Consider the following 17,132-nt stretch of genomic DNA (forward strand, 5'->3'; position numbering starts at 1 on the left):
TAAGGATGGTGGACGAGTTGTCGATGATGGATAAGCCAATCATGATTTTCCTGCATGGCGGAGGAGTCAGCAGCTGGATGTGGCAGGAGCAGATGGAAACATTCAAGGAAGCGTATGAATGCTATACGCCTGAACTGATTGGTCACGGGACAAGAGCAAATGAACAGTCATTTTCCATGCGAGAAAGCGCTCTTGAAGTCATCTCGTGGTTCAAGCAGCATGCGCACGGCCGTAAAGTGATACTCATTGGATTCTCTCTAGGTGCACAGGTTGCCGTTGAAGTGTTATCGAATGAGCCTGATATCGTAGACATAGCCGTCATCAACAGCGCTCTTGTGATGCCGCTGCCATGGCTTTACTTGATGGTGAGACCTCTTCTCCCTCTTACGTATCCATTATTAAAGAAAGATTGGTTTATCCAGCTCCAAGCTGAAAAGATGGGGCTTCCAAACGATGTACTGAATGACTATGCGGCGGATTCGAAGAGTTTGCAGAAGAAAACCCTTCTGACGATGTTTCAAGAAAATCTCCATTACAAGCTCCCAGACACGTTTCAACAAGCGAAGGCACGGATTCTTGTCACAGTGGGAGAAAAGGAAAAAGGTATCATGAAACGGTCAGCAAAGAAAATAACGACATCACATCCGAAGGCAACAGGTGTCGTCGTTCCTGATATTGGACATACATTTACGTTTGAAAAGAAAGAACTGTTTATTGATATGATTCAATCCTTTATAGAAGAGCGTGCGTTACCGGTGGAATTAAAGGAAATCAAGTAGCCGAAAGTGAAGACAGGCATAAAAGAGGCAGTTAGATCTTAGAACCTATATGATATAGGCATAAAACGCTTACAGATGAGCTGCAGTCTGACTGAAAGCTCATGAGCCGTAGAAGGAGGAGCTATGAGTAAAAACTATATCATATTCGGTGCGAGTCAAGGCTTAGGGGATGCTTTTGTAAAAGGTCTTCCTTCAAGTGGAGATACAGTTTGGATTGTGTCTCGAAGTGAACCGAGCAGTTTGAACATAGATGACGGTGTACATAGAATTTGGCTGAAAATTGATTTATCAAGCCAAACCCACATCCCTTTTATGCTCGAAGCATTGGAGAATAAAACCATTGATGTTCTCATCTATAACATTGGTTTATGGGAAAAACGAGGCTTTGAAGATGATTATTCATTCGATCACGATCAGCCAGAGGATATCGCTCATTTAATCAATGTGAATGTCACCTCTACGATTACTTACATCCAAGCACTGCTTCCGCACGTAAGGAAATCGGAGAATGGAAAAATCATCGTGATTGGCTCAACGGCGGGACTAGATCATACAAACCTGCCGCAGGTTTCTTTTGTCGCTTCTAAATTTGGCCTGCGCGGAATTGTGAATGCACTGAGAGAACATGTGAGAAAAGATAAAATATCCGTCACCTGTATCAATCCAGGAGAGCTGGCGGCAGAGGTTCCATATGAAGATGGAGCCGAAAAAGCCATCACTCTATATGGTGAAACGAGAATCCCTGTACAGGATATTGTAGAGCTTGCGAGATGTGTGATTCATTTATCAAGGGTATCCTGTGTAAAAGAAATCAACGTCCCAGCCATGACAGATTTGAATGCATAATATAAAGCATACCACCCGTTTAAAGAAAAAACGGGTGGTTTTTTGATTTTATGATGAATGCTGCTGAAGGGTTTGATAGACAGCTTCCGTCAAGATCTCAATGCCGGTAAAGATAGCAGAGCGGTCGAATGTCATATATGGATGATGTAGACCGGGCTCTAGATCACAGCCTAAACCAAGCATCGTGGATTTGATATGCGGAACCTTTGCTGCATAAAAGTGAAAATCCTCTCCGCCTGTCGTGACGATCGGGGGATCGAGCTGCTCTTTGCCTAAAATCTGTTCAATTGCATTAGACATGATCTGGACAGCTTCCTCATTTAAGGTTGCGGCAGGCAGACGGTGATCGGTTGAAAGTGTAATGGAAGCGCCAAAGGCATCCGCTACAGCATGTACGGCTCTTTCAATTTCTTTTTCTAGTTCATCCATCACATCATTTGTTTGTGCCCTGACATCTAATGTAAAAGAAGCTTTGCCAGGGATGATGTTTGAACTGCCCCCGCCAGCATGTAGGTTGGTCATTTTTACAGAATGTGCAACTCTTGGGTCGACATGGATATGCGCGAGTCTCTGCACGAGGGTAGAAGCCACTTCAATGACGTTGACCCCAAGATGCGGGCGTGCACCGTGGGCTTCCTCTCCAATAATTGTGCCGATGTAATGATTACTCGATCCATGTAAAATTGCAGGTGCACAGCGTCCGTTTAATGTTTCTTGAATTGGGCGCACATGCACTCCGTATAAGTAATCAACGTCTGCTAACATACCTTTTTCAATCATTTTCAGCGCGCCGCCGCCTTTTTCCTCAGCAGGCTGAAAAATGAAGCGGATGGTGCCGTTCGGGAGCTCCTTTTCCTTTAATGCCATGAAGGCGCCGAGAGCCATTGTCATGTGTGCATCGTGACCACATGAATGATTGGGTTGAAACTCACCATCTACTTCCTGCCAAAGTGCATCAATATCGGCTCTCACAGCGACCACTGGTGCGCCTTCTCCAATTTCACCAATCACTCCTGTACAGTCGTCAAATGTTCGAGTCTTGCAGCCCATTTTTTTTAATATGCCTTCAAGATAAGCCGTCGTATTCGTTTCTTCCCAGCTTATTTCTGGGTGGGCGTGCAGGTGTTCAAAGATGTCTGTCACGGTCTGTTGCATTTCGTTTGTCAAAGTTGTCATGAGTAGCCTCCTTGCTGACAGAAAATCTGCCAAAACATTCTTTTAGTGAAATAATATTGATCTTAAATATCATCAGTGTTTATAATATAACACATCATTTGATTATTCTGAAAATTAAGTGAAATTCCGATCGGGACAAAGGGGTTTTGACACATGAAAACAGCGGCAGTATCAGCACCAGAGAAACAAAAACGAAAACTTCAAATGCCGGATGCGTATGTTCTCTTATTTATCATTGCGCTCATTTGTACCATTGCAACGTATTTTGTACCAGCGGGTGAGTTTGACCGAAAGACATCAGGGGAAATCACAACAGCTGTTCCTGGTAGCTATCACCGCATTGATCAATCACCCGTAAGTCCCGTTGGCTTTTTTACAGCCATTCAGGAAGGGATGGTAGGGTCCTCTTCTATTATTTTTCTCATTCTATTTACTGGCGGAACCATTGCCATTTTGGAGAAAACAGGTGCCATTAACGGAATGATTCACCATGTCATCAGCAGGTTTCAAACGAAGCAATTATTGTTTATTTGTATTGTTGGAGGATTATTTTCGGTGCTTGGAACGACCGGCATTGTCGTGAATTCTGTTATAGGATTTATTCCAATCGGGATTATTGTGGCAAGGTCCTTGAAATGGGACGCTGTGGCAGGAGCAGCGGTCATTTACATCGGCTGTTATGCTGGATTTAACGCAACCATTTTGTCTCCATCTCCACTAGGTTTATCTCAAACGATTGCAGAGCTGCCGATCTTTTCTGGCATTGGCCTGCGTGTCATTATTTATCTTTGCTTTCTTATATCTAGTATTGTGTACATCTATTTATATACAAGACGCCTGAAGAATAAAGAAAAGGGAAGTCTTCTTGGTGATCAATGGTTTCCTGCGAAGGGGCTTGGCGGATCTGATGCAGAATCTGTGGACAAGCCTGCATTTACCGGCAGACATAAGCTGATTTTAGCGGTGTGCGGATTGTCTCTTGGGGGCTTCTTATATGGCGCGCTTCAGCTTGGCTGGACCGATAAGGAAATGGCAGGTGTGTTCATTTTTATGGCCATTGCTGCTGGATTGCTTGGCGGATTAGCAGCCAATGATATTGCGAAAACATTTATTGTCGGCTGTCAAAGCCTTGTGTACGGCGCACTCATTGTCGGAATGGCACGCTGCATTTCTGTCATTTTAGAAAACGGTAAGCTGCTTGATACAGTGGTCAATGGCTTGGCGAGTATGCTGACAGGATTTAGTCCAATTGCTGGTGCGATTGGGATGTATATTGCGAGTGCACTTCTTCACTTTTTGATTTCATCAGGATCAGGAGAAGCGGTTGTCTTTATTCCAATTCTTGCGCCACTGGCTGATTTAATGGGCATCACAAGACAGGTAGCTGTTGAAGCGGTTATGCTTGGCGAAGGGGTGGTCAACTGTATCAATCCGACGTCAGGTGTGTTGATGGCTGTGCTTGCTGCAAGTGGTATTCCTTATGTGAAGTGGCTGCGTTTTATGGTACCGCTTGCGCTCATTTGGTTTGTCATTGGTCTTGTCTTTATTTGTATCGGCGTTATGATCAACTGGGGACCTTATTAAACATGTATAAAGCTGCTGACAATTGTTTGGCAGCTTTTTTCTTGTGGAAATATGCATGGAGACAGCGCTTTGAAAGCACAATAAGTGTGTTCACAAATTCGCTACATATTTTTTTTGAGCAACCCCCTTGCAAAAGTTTGTGAAGTATTGCACAATAAGAATGTGAAATACTTCACATACGAAAAACAACCTAGTTTTACTCAGGAGGATGAGATAAATGACAAACGAAAAAGTAAACAAAGTAGCACTTATTGGAGCAGGTTTTGTAGGCAGCAGTTATGCCTTTACATTAATAAATCAAGCGATCACAGATGAATTGGTTGTCATCGATTTAAATCAAGATAAAGCAATGGGTGACGTCATGGATTTGAACCACGGGAAAGCATTTGCTCCGCATCCTGTGAATACATGGTATGGAGATTATGAGGATTGTAAGGATGCAGACATTGTATGTATCTGTGCTGGTGCGAACCAAAAGCCAGGTGAAACGAGACTTGACCTTGTTGAGAAAAATTTAAATATATTTAAAGGCATTGTAGACAATGTGATGAAAAGTGGATTCGATGGTATTTTCTTAGTCGCCACGAACCCTGTTGATATTTTGACATATGCCACTTGGAAATTCAGTGGCCTGCCAAAAGAGCGAGTGATTGGCAGTGGAACCACACTTGATACTGCAAGATTTAGATACATGCTCAGTGAGTACTTTGAAGCAGCGGCACACAATGTGCATGCGTACATCATTGGAGAGCATGGGGATACAGAGCTTGCTGTGTGGAGTCATGCGAATATCGGAAGTGTACCCATTACAGAATTAATGAAGAGAAATGATCAATACAAACAAGAAGATTTAGATGAGATGATGGAAAATGTCCGCCATGCCGCTTACCAAATCATTGAGAAAAAAGGCGCCACTTACTACGGCGTAGCGATGAGTTTGGCCCGCATTACAAGAGCGATCCTGCACAATGAAAACAGTATTTTGACCGTCAGCACTTACTTAGATGGAGAGTATGGAGCAGAAGATGTCTACATTGGTGTACCTGCCCTTGTGAATCGAAATGGCGCAACAGAAGTGATGGAGCTTGCACTTAATGATACAGAAAAAGAACAATTCGCACACAGTGTGAATGTGTTAAAAGAGATTTTGGCTCCTCATTTTTAATCAAAAGCAACCTATCTGAGCAGAAAAGGATGAATCACTATGTGGCAGCAAATATATAATCCGTTTGGTAATGAGTTCGTGAGTGCATTGGTAGCAATGCTCCCAATTTTGTTTTTCCTGCTTGCATTAACTGTATTTAAGTTAAAAGGTGTTTTAGCCGCTTGTTTTACCTTAATCGTCAGCTTTGTAACAGCTGTTTTCTTCTTTCATATGCCAATTGAAAAGGCATTATCTGCTGTGCTGCTCGGTATATCTAATGGGCTGTGGCCGATTGGATATATCGTCATCATGGCGGTATGGCTCTATAAAATTGCTGTGAAATCTGGTAAATTCGATGTCATTCGTTCTAGTATTGCAGGAATCTCTCAAGATCAACGTCTTCAGCTCTTATTAATTGGTTTTAGTTTTAACGCATTTTTAGAGGGAGCCGCTGGGTTTGGTGTACCGATTGCGATCAGTGCCGCTCTCTTAACAGAGCTTGGGTTTAAACCGCTGAAAGCTGCGATGCTCTGCTTAATTGCCAATGCTGCGTCTGGCGCATTTGGTGCTGTGGGTATCCCAGTCATTACAGGGGCGCAAATGGGCAATATGACGCCGCTTGCGTTATCTCAAACCCTTGTGTATACGATACCGTTTATTTCATTCTGTATTCCGTTCCTCCTCATTCTCATTGTGGACGGATTCAAAGGGATTAAAGAAACGCTCCCTGCCTTGCTTGTTGTAAGTGGAAGCTATGCCATTTTACAAGCTGTCACAATGGTGACAATGGGTCCTGAGCTTGCCAATATTATTTCAGCTTTAGCAAGTATGGGCATTTTGGCTTTATTTCTTCGAAAATGGCAGCCGAAACACATTTATCGTGAAGAAGGAGCACCAGCCATTGAACAGAAACAAACGTATCGCGGCATTGAAGTGCTGAAAGCATGGTCTCCGTTCTATATTTTAACCGCCGTTATTACGGTATGGAGTCTGCCAGCATTTAAAGCATTGTTTGCTGCAGGAGGCCCGCTCAACTGGACGACGATTTTAGTGAAGATGCCGTTTTTGCATCAGCAAATTGTGAAATTACCACCAATTGCACAAACAGAAACACCTATTGATGCAATCTTTAAAATTGATGTCATCAGTGCAACGGGTACTGCCATTCTGATTGCGGTGATGCTGACAGGGTTGTTTAGCAGACATATTACATTAACAGAAGGCGCTGCCTGCTTAAAAGCATCAGTGAAAGAGCTTTGGGTACCTGTTCTTACCATTTGTTTTGTCATGGGCTTTGCCAACTTGGCGAACTTCGCTGGACTAAGTTCAGCCATTGGGCTTGCACTTGCCAAAACAGGCGATTTGTTCCCGCTTGTCAGCCCGGTGCTTGGCTGGATCGGGGTGTTTATTACAGGATCTGTCGTGAGTAACAACGCCTTATTCGGCAACCTTCAAGCGGTCACTGCTTCTCAAATCGGCTCACAGGCAGGTTTGTTAATCGGGGCAAATACAACTGGCGGGGTCATGGCAAAATTAATTTCTCCACAATCCATTGCCATAGCTACAGCAGCTGTTGGAGAAACAGGTAAAGAATCTGAGCTCTTCCAAAAGACTGTGAAGTACAGCTTCATCCTGCTCGTTATTGTGTGTATATGGACATTCATTCTTGCTCAATTTGTATAGGTTTAAAAAAAGACTGAGACAGCTCTCAGTCACAGCGTGTAGATAAACCCTCGCATTCTTTGTCAGGTCTGTGCTCCGGTGCTCACGAATGTAAAATTCGCTCCGCTCCGGTGCTCGCCTTTCCTAGACTGCAAAGGTTTTCTATCACGCTGCAAGAAGGAAGACAAAGGGCTAAAACAAAGATCATTTTAGCCCTTTGTCAACAAAAAAGACTGAGACAGCTCTCAGTCTTTTTTGTTTATGTCGATTCCCTTGTCACAAGCCGGGTAGGCAGATGGATATGTTCACGCTGTAATGGTTTTTGGTCTTGCAGGATCTCGATTATTTGCTGCACAGACCGCTGGCCAAGCTCTACGATCGGGATGTCAATTGTGGTGATTGTTGGAGCTGTCACCTCGCAAATGTCTTGATTGTCATAGCCGATCACCGCTAGATCCTTAGGGATTTGATAACCGTATGAAATGGCCTGTTTAATGAGCCCTGCTGCGACTTGATCATTACCCGTGAAAATGGCATCAGGTGCATTCTTCATGTCATGGATGACATCCATTAAGCGAAAACCGTCTTCAATGGTGAAGGCCTCCCCAAAAAGCCAATCGTCATGCAGCGGCAAGCCGTGTGCAGAAAGTGCATCAAGATAGCCCTGTTTCCTTTGTTTTTGTGCTTCACTGCTTTCAGTATCAAAGCAAAACCCAATCGATCTTCGCCCTGACTGAATCAAGTAGTCAACCGCTTTATAGGCGGCTTCCCGCTCATCGTATCCAATAATCGGGATGTCTGCTGTTTGATGATATTCGTTCGCCATGACAATAGGGCCGTTCGTTAAAAATGGCTCGATCTTTTCCCACGGATTTTCTAATGCCCCTAATATGACCCCATCTACTTCTCTTTTTTTTAATAATTGAAGCCCTTCAAGCTCTAACGATTCCTGATAAAACGTCTGAAGCACGATGGCTTTATAACCTTGATCCAGTACTTCCTTTGATATGCCTTTAATCAATTGTGCAAAAAAAGGATGGTCCACAGCCGGGACAGACACAGCAATGGTTTTTGTCTGATGTGAACGAAGAGTGCGAGCCGCTGAACTTGGTGTATATTCCATTTCTTTCATCACCTGTAAAATAAGCTGACGCTTTTCCTCTGACACATATGGATGATGATTCAGCACTCTGGAAACGGTGGTGGTTGAAACCCCGCAGCGTTTGGCAATTTCATAAATTGTACACATATTAACAAATCCTTTACACAAAGTTATTGTTCTGAAATCGATAACATCATTTACAATGTGAAACAAGTTAAATATTAACAAATGGAATTGATTAATTGGAGGGAATGGAATGCAAATATTGACGAAGATATCAGGTAAAAGCAAGGATTATCTTCCTTTGCTGGATATGATCAATCAAGGTGTTCAAGTAAAGTCTGATTCAGTTGAGAAGCACCTAGCAAATGAAAAGCTGGTGACGTTCCTTGAGCAAGATATAGGGCGCACAGGCTTGGAAAAAATTCTCTTCCATTATAAACAAAATAAGGAAAAAAAGATACCGTTTCTGCCAGTTGATAAACTGATTTCAGAGGATGAGATCGATGATATCATGCAGGTGTTGAAAGAAGTATTGAGTTCTGGCCGTTTTACTTCAGGGCCATATATTCCGGCGTTTGAAAAGCAGCTCGCTGAGTACTTAGGGAAGAAATATGTCATTGCCACGTCAAGTGGAACAGATGCCCTAATGATCAGCCTCATATCAGCAGGCGTCCATCCGGGAGACGAGGTCATTTTGCCAGCGAATAGCTTTGCTGCAACAGAAAATGCAGTGCTTGCGATTGGGGCTGTTCCGGTCTATGCCGATATTGATTCAGATACTTACTGCTTGGCACCGAGTGAAATTGAGAAGCATATCACAGATCAAACGGCATGCATTCTTCCGGTTCATTTATATGGAAAGCAAGCGGATATGAAGGCCATTTCGGCGATTGCGAAACAGCATGGGTTGAAAATCATTGAAGATGGCTGTCAGGCGATCGGCAGCAGCGGCCTTGGTGCATATGGAGATGGACTTGTTCTCAGCTTTAATCCATACAAAAACCTTGGCGTCTGCGGTAAGGCAGGGGCTATCGCCACAAATGATGAAGCCTTAGCGGAAAAATGCATGGAGATCAGCTATCACGGCTTTGAAGTAGGAAAGAAAAATGTCAAACGCAGTGACTATGGATTTAATTCTAAAATTGATAATTTGCAGGCAGCGATCGGACTCGAACGCATGAAGTATTTAGGATTACAAAACTTTAAACGCTTTTACTTAGCAAAGCGATACATTGACCAGCTGCAAACGCTTGAGGAAGAAGGATACTTGAAGCTTCCGAAGCTGACGGATGATCATGTCTGGCATCTGTTCCCGATCAGAGTGCTAAAGGGCGAACGAGATGAGCTTGCAGCGAAATTGCTGGAAATGGGCATAGAAACAGATGTTTATTACCCGATTCTATCGCATCAGCATCAAACAAATCTTGTTTCTCAAAAGTATAAACGTACGACACTTCCACACACGGAAAAAGCAGCACAGCAATTACTTCACTTGCCGCTGTATCCAGGCATGCCGCTGCAAGATCAGGAGAAGGTCATCGAGGGGGTTCATCATGTTATCAAGTCTTCCATTCAATAAAAAGCTGCTGAATCAGCCGGAAAATCCGAAGTGGATCGTCTTCTGTGACTTTGATGAAACCTATTATTCTCACGGAATGACCAATGAGCAGAGAGAGGATGTAAAGCGGCTGGAAGCCTTTGTGGCAGAAAAGAGCGAAGCAGGACAGCTCATGCTTGGCTGGGTCACGGGAAGCAGCCTCGATTCTGTCACAAGTAAAATGGAAAAAGGAGGTTTTCATCAATTCCCGCATTTCATTGCGTCGAACTTAGGAACTGAAATTGTGTATACATCGGAAGCCCGTTTTGGACAGCCAGATGCGGAATGGATGAAGCGGCTGGATGCGCAGGGCTTTTCAGATGAAAAAATTGAAGACATCCTGGAAACCGTACGTGAAAAGGGAATTCATCTCAGACCGCAAACGCAGCTGGGCAGCTCAGGGTATAAGAAGAATTTCTATTATCAGGAGCAGGATGAACGGACAGATCTTCATCATCTATCATTCATCCAAACACTTGCCAAAGAGCGCGGGGTGGCGGTCAACATTAACAAATGCAATCCGCTCGCAGGAGACCCTGCGGATTGCTATGATGTCGATTTTTTACCAGTCGGCACAGGGAAGGATGAAATTGTCCGCTTTATGCTGAACCAATATGATCTATCAAAAGATCAAGGCTTTGCCTTTGGAGATAGTGGGAACGATTTGCGGATGCTTCAATCCGTCACGCATGGTTTCCTCGTCCAAAATGCGACGGCCGAAGCCAAGCGGCACCATCATCAGATTTGTCATCATGGGTATGCAAAAGGAATCTATGAAACACTGAAAACAGTGATGTATAAACATGAGGAGGCACATTCATGAAGAAAATTGGAATTGTTGGAGCAGGGAATATTGCAAAAGCTCATGCAAGAGCATTATCAACAATCAAAGGTGCAGAGTTATCCGGTGTCTATGATTTGCACGAGTCAGTTGCACAGGGATTCATTAAACAGTACGGCGGACGTGTGTATTCAAGTATCGAAACACTAGCAGATGCATCTGATGGGTTGATCATTGCCTCCCCTAATTTTTGTCACAAAGACCATGCCCTTCAGGCACTAAGAGCAGGACAGCCCATTTTATGTGAAAAGCCGATGGCTGTGTCGCTGAAGGAAGCGAAGGAAATGGTGGAGACAGCCAAACAGTTCCAGGTTCAAGCCAGTATGGGCTTTAACTATCGTTACTTATCCTTTGTGAATATTTTGAAGAACTTGATTGCCAATGGTGAATTAGGCCGCATTTTGACCGTCAGGACTCATTTTAAGAAAAACAGTGCCCTCAGAAGAAAGACATTTTCATGGAGAGACGGCGGTGAGAGTCTGCGCACGAGCGGTGCATTAGGGGATCTTGGTATTCATTTAATTGATATGCTGTGGTACTTATTTGGCAGTGACATGAAGAAAGAATCACTTAATACCAAGATGCTGACACATGTAAAGGAAAAAGAAGAGAAAAAGGTGCAGGTGGATGATCATACCGAAATTTTCGGTCAGATGGAGAATCAAGTATTCTTTCACTTGGTCACATCCAAAAGCACGCAGCCTGAGGAATGCGGATTTAGTGTAGAAGTCGTTGGTCATGACAAGGTATTCAAATACCATACGAACATGAAAAACGAATATGAGATCAGTGATGGATTGTGCGTGGAGCGTCATCAAATGCCGCAAACCCTGCTGACAGATCCGCCAAATGAATTTTACGGATGGTCTGATACGTTCCGTGATCAGCTGATGCACTGGGTGAATACTGATCCATATCCATGTCATATGAAAGTGGCTGATTTTGTAGATGGGTATCGCGCACAGGCTGCGCTCAATACATGCTTCGAGAGGGAAGAGGCTGTCAAGTCTGCCCGGGCATATTAAAGAGGTGGAGCGGAGGATGTCATGACTCCGCTCCTTTTTAGAGGAAGTGAAAAGATGAAAAAAGTATTTTATTTTGGCTGTGTCTTTTATTTTTTTATTGGGACCATTCATGTGTTTTTTGGCAGCTTAACTCCTTATTTACTGTCAAGTTACGATAAGGGTCCCGGGGAATTATCTTCTTTAATCTTTTTTCAGTTTATTGGTTTTTTGACAGGTGTTCTGTTATCCCCCATTCTTGTGAGGAAAAAAGGCTATGGCGCTGTTCTGACCATGGGTCTTTTGCTGATGATCGGGTCACTTCTCCTTGGGCTTTTGGTGCCGGGCTGGACAACACTTGTGCTGGCAGGTTTTTTTCTTGGGAGCGGTGCAGGCAGTCTTGAGACCACAGCCGGAGCGTATGTGATTTCGATGGCAAACAGTGCGAAGCGAATCAGCATCATGGAGGTCTTTTTTGGGTTAGGAGCGCTGTTATTTCCACTTGTGATTCTGCTCACTGTCACTGAACAGACGTGGCACTATGTGTTTTTATTTCAAGTCGGTGCACTGACTTTCTTTCTTATGCTCTGGCTTGCCTTTATGAACAAATTGCCTTGTGGACAGATGGATTCTTCTTCCAATTCCAATGGGATGAGAAAACCGTCCTTACTTGTTGATCGAAACAATCGAATGATTGTGGTGCTCATGATCTGTTTTGCTTTTTTCTACGCAGGGATTGAAACGAACTTTGCGAACTTTTTGCCGTCGATCATGCTGGAAAAAGGGGGAGACAACTGGAGTCTTTTTGCGGTTTCTACCTTTTGGACAGCGATCGTCATTGGCAGAACTGTCATTGCGAGAAAAGCTGATCAGCTGCATCCGCTGCGTTTTTTAAAGCTAAGCGCAGCACTCATGATTCTGCTGCTCGTTGTATTTGCCCTGACAACCCACATCGCCGCGCAGCTGCTTCTCATCTTTTTCATCGGCCTGTGCGCAGCTGGCATGTTCCCAATCGCACTGACTGCATCTGCATTAATGATTGAAAATGCCATCGACGAGGCAACGAGTTACTTTATTGCAGCCGCAAGTTTAGGCGGAGCCTGCTTGTCCTTCTTGATTGGCTTTAGTCTTGAATGGGCAGGAGCAGCAAGTGCCGTCTTTGTTTTCGCCTTCTTAGCTGTTCTTCTGTTTGCAGCTGCGATTCAAATGAATCGTGCTAAGAAAAAGGATACGGTTCTGTCGCAGCAATCGGCGCTGAAAGCCGATCGGTAAGCAATATCCAATGTCTCCTTGAGTCCACCTGAAAAGATACAAAGGACTTGTACTAAAACACAGAACGTTTGAATAATATGTACAAGTCAGCATCAAAAGGAGGACGTCTATGTGGCGGTGTTTTTTGGTTATATCTTTTTAGGGTTGTCACTTTCAGCGCCTGTTGGGCCAGTCAATGCAGCCCAAATCGACAGAGGGATTAAAAGTGGATTTTGGCACGCGTGGATTTTTGGTGTGGGGGCGATGGCCGCGGATATTGTCTATATGCTCCTCATCTATTTTGGTGTCGCCCAGCTTTTGACTGCACCTCTAGTGAAAACCTTTTTGTGGCTGTTCGGCTTTTTTGTTCTGACCTATACGGGCATTGAAAGTCTGCGTAAAATCAATTTGCAGGAGAGCCCGAAAAAGGATGGTGGAAACACTTCGGTTGGTCAGTCGTTCATGACGGGGTTTTTCATTTCTCTTTCCAATCCGCTCAGTATTTTATTTTGGCTTGGCATCTACGGCAGTATTTTGGCTAATACGATTGAAAAGTATGGGGCATCTCAAATGCTGATGTACAGCATGGCTATTTTTATCGGCATGCTGATCTGGGATTTCAGTATGGCGCTTCTTGCTAGTTCGTTTAGGCGCTATTTAAGTGAACGTGTCTTACATGGCTTATCCGTTCTTGCAGGCTTATCTTTACTTGGTTTCGGCGCCTATTTTGGGTATCAAGGGATCATGGCGTTGATTGGGTAGAAAAACAGACTGATACATTCAGTCTGTTTTTTTGTAAGGATTGACAGACATAACACATTCTTGAATAATGGTGGGATATTGCCATCCGTATTTTTCTTCCAGTATTCAACTATGTGTGCATGCTGATCTTATCAGTTATCACAGCAACATTGTCTATCTATTTAGCTTTTGCTCAGCCCTCATTTATTGGGTGCTTGATTCTGTCTTTTTGATGAAGAACAGATCATAGGAATGATACAAAAGCGCTCTATTAAAAGAAGCAGTTTGACGGCTGCATACACTTGTCTGTTCATGCATCATGGAGTGAAAGACACACATACATGCTCAATTTGAACGAGAATATCCACCTCTTGCGTGCGCAAGGAAAGTCGTTGAAGGACAGTCACCACAGCCTTTTTTTCTCATAGGCTATGGAGAAGACGCTAAAACGAGGTGGAAGAAATGGCCCAGTTGTATGCAAAAAGTTGCCTTGATCAAAATCTACGATCACTAGAAGAATGGAAGCAGGATGCTTTTACTCAATTTGGAGATATGGTAGGAGATGAGGCAGATACATTCCCTTGTGTACCGGGAAGACAGGGGTTTTTTCTCGATCATTTACGCTATGGGTTTGTTGGTGATCCGAGGAAAGAGGAAGCGGTTGATGAATTAGCCCAGCTGCTGAGAGAATATCAAAGCTGTGCGAAAGAAACGGGTCAATATGCTTCATTTATTTGTTTTTTTGAAACACCGCAGGATTTAAAAGAAAGTTCACTTGAACAGTTTGAGCAGCAGTTTTGGTCACTGCTTCAACGACTGCACCAGAAAGATGAAGTGCCATGGCCTGAGGATATTCCACTAGATACTCATCATCATGAGTGGGAGTATTGCTTTCACGGGGAAGCGTATTTTATTTTGTGCTCCACACCGGCTCATAAGCTCAGAAAAAGCCGCCACTTCCCTTATGTCTTGATGGCATTTCAGCCTAGATGGGTGTTTGAGAAATTGAATGGATCGACCAAGTTTGGTCAAAAAATGAGCCAGCTCGTTCGCAAGCGGCTCAAAGCGTATGATGAGGTCAGCGTTCACCCATCATTAAAATGGTACGGTGATCCGACCAATCATGAATGGAAGCAATACTTTCTCCCAGATGAAGAGGCGGAGAAACCAGCCTCCGCCAAATGTCCTTTTACTGCATTAAAAAACATGATGAAATTATGATGCGGTCTGATCCTGCTGCTTCCACTTTTTTCTCATAAATAGCACCATGATGGCAATCACTGCAATGATCCCAAGGCTGATAAAAAAGCCAGGTCGTCCGCTTGCCTCTGTTAAAGTGCCTGAAATGGCGGCTCCAATCAAGAGAAGCGCAAGAATCATTTCGCACGTTTGGCGAGTGGATGGCTTTGATAGCTTTTTACTTGAGAACAGAATGAATACCCATGTGTACAGAAGGGTAAGGCCGGCTGCTGTTGTGAGATGCTCGTAGATGTGTTTGGACAAAAAGAGCGCAAGCAAAATCGAGACAATTAAGCCAGCGGCAGTTAAGATAATCGAAGGCCATCCGACATGAGTTGGGTCTTTTTGTTTAAAACAAGCAGGTGCATCTTGATGCTCCGACATTGAGCCAAGCAGTGTCGTGACCGCATAAAGAGAGGCAACCAATGTCGAAAAGCCGGCAATAATGAAGATGCCATTAAAGATATGAAGAAAGATCGATAAATGAAACGGCTCCAATGATGTAATAAATGGACTGCTGTTCTTGTCAAAGGCGGTTACTGGGACAAGCAAGAGAGCAAGTCCAATTGAGACGATATAGATGACCGCTAGAATGATCAGCATGACGCGTCCAGACTTTGCCGCATCCTTCGGGTCCTTTAAATGAACCGCCATCAGCCCCATGACTTCAATTCCCCCAAATGCATAAAACGCGTAAATCAATCCATTCCAAAGACCAAGCGGACCGAGGGGCATCCATTCGTGATCTTTGTTTGGCAGATGCAGGGTCGGTTTATGATCTGTCAGAATGCCGAATAACACAAGCACAGCAAGGATCATAAATAGAAAAATCGCCGCTGTCTTCAGTACTGCAAGGACATTTTCTGTCTTTTGAAAAGAAGAAAGCCCTATGATAATCACGAGCAGGGCAAGAGCGGAATAAATCGCAGAAAACACCCAGAGCGGAACAGATGGAAACCAGTGGCGGGTAAAAAGAGAAATCGCTGTTAACTGACTTCCCGTAATCAACATTTCTGCAAACCAATACACCCAGCCATTGCTAAACCCTGCCCAGCGTCCATATGCTTTACGAGCATAGGAACAAAATGACCCTTTATCAGGGTTATCGGCTGTCATCGCAGCCAAATGTTTAAAGACGAGATAGGTTCCGACCGCAGCAAGCAAAAAAGAAATGCAGACGGAAAAACCGGACTTTGTAATGGCAATGCTGGAACCAAGGAAGAAACCAGTGCCAATTGTACAGCCGACTCCGATGAGAGAAAGCTGCCACCAAGATAAAGTTTGTTCTTCTTTCAAAGCATGTGCAACACCTTTCGATTTCAATGACATTAGCTTGTGACCGCCGTCTTTTTTTATACATGATCAAGGGGACGTTTTGGGCATACTGACATGGAAAGGAGTGCATGTGATGAACGGAGAATATGTCATTTTACCAAAGGATGGACACGGCTTTCGCTTAGGAAAAGGCCAATGTATGCGGGTCGTTGATATTGAAGGTCAGCAAGTAGCAGATGTCATGGCCTATCATGAAAAGGATTTTTATGAAAAATTTGACCAAGGCGCGACAATGGACAGCCTATTTTCGTCAAAAGTGAAAAAAGGGGATAAGCTCTATTCTAATTTATATAAACCGATGTTTACGGTCATTGAAGACACAGTCGAATGCCATGATTTATACATGCCCGCCTGCCGGCAAGAAATGTATCAGCTTTTATACGGACGGACGCATTTAGAGGTCATGCATACATGCTACGATAATTTGCGGACTGCCTTTGAGCCATTTGGGATTCCTAAGGAGGATATGTACTATCCTTTTAATGCCTTTATGAATACAGTCATTGATGAAAAAGGAAAACTGTCTGTGGAGCTCCCAAAATCTCTTCCCGGTGATTACATTCGTCTGCGAGCCGAAATGGATCTCATTGTGGCCGTATCCGCATGTCCTTCTGATATTGGGAATTGTAATGGCGCAAGCTGTACATCTATACGGGTAGAAATTGATTGAAAAAGAAAAGGGCCAGTCCATATAGACATGGTCTTTTTCTTTTGTGAATGTTTGATCATTAATGAAATAGGGGAACGTCTAACAAAATGTTCTTCCTGAAAACATGGTATAATGAAGACTTAAAAAACGTTGTCAAACCAATGAATTCAGAGTAAAACCTG

Annotated in this window: 15 protein-coding genes; 12 read left to right on the forward strand and 3 right to left on the reverse strand. The window is 43.7% G+C overall.

Annotated features, from left to right (window positions below; translation table 11 throughout):
* Positions 1-23: 23 nt before the first annotated feature.
* Positions 24-779 carry an alpha/beta fold hydrolase gene (locus C6344_RS15270; protein WP_223253307.1) on the forward strand — a complete coding sequence of 252 codons (756 nt, stop codon included), beginning with the start codon at positions 24-26 and terminating at the stop codon, positions 777-779.
* A 123-nt stretch (positions 780-902) separates the two neighbouring features.
* A complete protein-coding gene (locus tag C6344_RS15275) occupies positions 903-1,625 on the forward strand; it encodes an SDR family oxidoreductase (RefSeq protein ID WP_106039352.1) in 723 nt (240 codons plus the stop codon).
* A 48-nt stretch (positions 1,626-1,673) separates the two neighbouring features.
* On the opposite strand, the gene C6344_RS15280 is transcribed toward C6344_RS15275, so the two are convergent.
* The gene (locus C6344_RS15280) at positions 1,674-2,801 is read right to left on the reverse strand and encodes a M20 peptidase aminoacylase family protein (RefSeq protein ID WP_066031361.1); all 1,128 of its coding nucleotides are present in this window, start codon (positions 2,799-2,801) and stop codon (positions 1,674-1,676) included.
* Positions 2,802-2,954: 153 nt separating this feature from the next.
* Here C6344_RS15280 and C6344_RS15285 point away from each other — a divergent pair, with 153 nt between their 5' ends.
* The 3 genes from C6344_RS15285 (at position 2,955) to C6344_RS15295 (ending at position 7,212) form a co-directional block, all read left to right on the forward strand.
* Positions 2,955-4,385: a YfcC family protein gene (locus C6344_RS15285; RefSeq protein WP_060595483.1), complete on the forward strand. Its 1,431-nt coding sequence runs from the start codon at positions 2,955-2,957 to the stop codon at positions 4,383-4,385.
* A 217-nt stretch (positions 4,386-4,602) separates the two neighbouring features.
* Positions 4,603-5,550 carry an L-lactate dehydrogenase gene (locus C6344_RS15290; protein ID WP_060595484.1) on the forward strand — a complete coding sequence of 316 codons (948 nt, stop codon included), beginning with the start codon at positions 4,603-4,605 and terminating at the stop codon, positions 5,548-5,550.
* A 39-nt stretch (positions 5,551-5,589) separates the two neighbouring features.
* On the forward strand, positions 5,590-7,212 hold the full coding sequence (locus C6344_RS15295; protein WP_060595485.1) for an L-lactate permease: 1,623 nt from the start codon (positions 5,590-5,592) through the stop codon (positions 7,210-7,212).
* A 238-nt stretch (positions 7,213-7,450) separates the two neighbouring features.
* On the opposite strand, the gene C6344_RS15300 is transcribed toward C6344_RS15295, so the two are convergent.
* On the reverse strand, positions 7,451-8,440 hold the full coding sequence (locus C6344_RS15300) for a LacI family DNA-binding transcriptional regulator (protein WP_060595486.1): 990 nt from the start codon (positions 8,438-8,440) through the stop codon (positions 7,451-7,453).
* Positions 8,441-8,549: 109 nt separating this feature from the next.
* Here C6344_RS15300 and C6344_RS15305 point away from each other — a divergent pair, with 109 nt between their 5' ends.
* The 6 genes from C6344_RS15305 (at position 8,550) to C6344_RS15335 (ending at position 14,948) form a co-directional block, all read left to right on the forward strand.
* On the forward strand, positions 8,550-9,875 hold the full coding sequence (locus C6344_RS15305; RefSeq protein ID WP_060595487.1) for a DegT/DnrJ/EryC1/StrS family aminotransferase: 1,326 nt from the start codon (positions 8,550-8,552) through the stop codon (positions 9,873-9,875).
* Entirely contained in the window at positions 9,850-10,716 is an 867-nt protein-coding gene (locus C6344_RS15310; protein WP_060595488.1) for an HAD-IIB family hydrolase, read from the forward strand. Before C6344_RS15305 ends, C6344_RS15310 begins: the two co-directional genes overlap by 26 nt.
* Positions 10,713-11,759 (forward strand): Gfo/Idh/MocA family protein, encoded by a 1,047-nt coding sequence (locus tag C6344_RS15315; protein ID WP_060595489.1) that lies wholly within the window; start codon positions 10,713-10,715, stop codon positions 11,757-11,759. Before C6344_RS15310 ends, C6344_RS15315 begins: the two co-directional genes overlap by 4 nt.
* A gap of 54 nt (positions 11,760-11,813) precedes the next feature.
* Positions 11,814-13,007: an MFS transporter gene (locus C6344_RS15320; protein WP_066031358.1), complete on the forward strand. Its 1,194-nt coding sequence runs from the start codon at positions 11,814-11,816 to the stop codon at positions 13,005-13,007.
* Positions 13,008-13,118: 111 nt separating this feature from the next.
* Positions 13,119-13,748 carry a LysE family translocator gene (locus C6344_RS15325; protein WP_034664197.1) on the forward strand — a complete coding sequence of 210 codons (630 nt, stop codon included), beginning with the start codon at positions 13,119-13,121 and terminating at the stop codon, positions 13,746-13,748.
* A 441-nt stretch (positions 13,749-14,189) separates the two neighbouring features.
* The gene (locus C6344_RS15335) at positions 14,190-14,948 is read left to right on the forward strand and encodes a YqcI/YcgG family protein (protein ID WP_060595491.1); all 759 of its coding nucleotides are present in this window, start codon (positions 14,190-14,192) and stop codon (positions 14,946-14,948) included.
* Here C6344_RS15335 and C6344_RS15340 read toward each other — a convergent pair.
* Complete coding sequence (locus C6344_RS15340) at positions 14,943-16,295, reverse strand: amino acid permease (RefSeq protein ID WP_060595492.1); 1,353 nt, start codon at positions 16,293-16,295, stop codon at positions 14,943-14,945. The genes C6344_RS15335 and C6344_RS15340 overlap by 6 nt on opposite strands.
* Before the next feature lie 79 nt (positions 16,296-16,374).
* Here C6344_RS15340 and C6344_RS15345 point away from each other — a divergent pair, with 79 nt between their 5' ends.
* Positions 16,375-16,971: a DUF1989 domain-containing protein gene (locus C6344_RS15345; RefSeq protein WP_060595493.1), complete on the forward strand. Its 597-nt coding sequence runs from the start codon at positions 16,375-16,377 to the stop codon at positions 16,969-16,971.
* The last annotated feature ends 161 nt before the right edge of the window (positions 16,972-17,132 follow it).

Source organism: Bacillus sp. GBSW19 (assembly GCF_002998655.1).
Taxonomy (GTDB): Bacteria; Bacillota; Bacilli; order Bacillales; family Bacillaceae; genus Bacillus.

Coding starts and splice junctions, on each gene's coding strand:
- C6344_RS15270 (WP_223253307.1), top strand. CDS start 24: ATGATGGATAAGCCAATCATGATTTTCCTGCATGGCGGAGGAGTCAGC.
- C6344_RS15275 (WP_106039352.1), top strand. CDS start 903: ATGAGTAAAAACTATATCATATTCGGTGCGAGTCAAGGCTTAGGGGAT.
- C6344_RS15280 (WP_066031361.1), bottom strand. CDS start 2,801: ATGACAACTTTGACAAACGAAATGCAACAGACCGTGACAGACATCTTT.
- C6344_RS15285 (WP_060595483.1), top strand. CDS start 2,955: ATGAAAACAGCGGCAGTATCAGCACCAGAGAAACAAAAACGAAAACTT.
- C6344_RS15290 (WP_060595484.1), top strand. CDS start 4,603: ATGACAAACGAAAAAGTAAACAAAGTAGCACTTATTGGAGCAGGTTTT.
- C6344_RS15295 (WP_060595485.1), top strand. CDS start 5,590: ATGTGGCAGCAAATATATAATCCGTTTGGTAATGAGTTCGTGAGTGCA.
- C6344_RS15300 (WP_060595486.1), bottom strand. CDS start 8,440: ATGTGTACAATTTATGAAATTGCCAAACGCTGCGGGGTTTCAACCACC.
- C6344_RS15305 (WP_060595487.1), top strand. CDS start 8,550: ATGCAAATATTGACGAAGATATCAGGTAAAAGCAAGGATTATCTTCCT.
- C6344_RS15310 (WP_060595488.1), top strand. CDS start 9,850: ATGTTATCAAGTCTTCCATTCAATAAAAAGCTGCTGAATCAGCCGGAA.
- C6344_RS15315 (WP_060595489.1), top strand. CDS start 10,713: ATGAAGAAAATTGGAATTGTTGGAGCAGGGAATATTGCAAAAGCTCAT.
- C6344_RS15320 (WP_066031358.1), top strand. CDS start 11,814: ATGAAAAAAGTATTTTATTTTGGCTGTGTCTTTTATTTTTTTATTGGG.
- C6344_RS15335 (WP_060595491.1), top strand. CDS start 14,190: ATGGCCCAGTTGTATGCAAAAAGTTGCCTTGATCAAAATCTACGATCA.
- C6344_RS15340 (WP_060595492.1), bottom strand. CDS start 16,295: ATGTCATTGAAATCGAAAGGTGTTGCACATGCTTTGAAAGAAGAACAA.
- C6344_RS15345 (WP_060595493.1), top strand. CDS start 16,375: ATGAACGGAGAATATGTCATTTTACCAAAGGATGGACACGGCTTTCGC.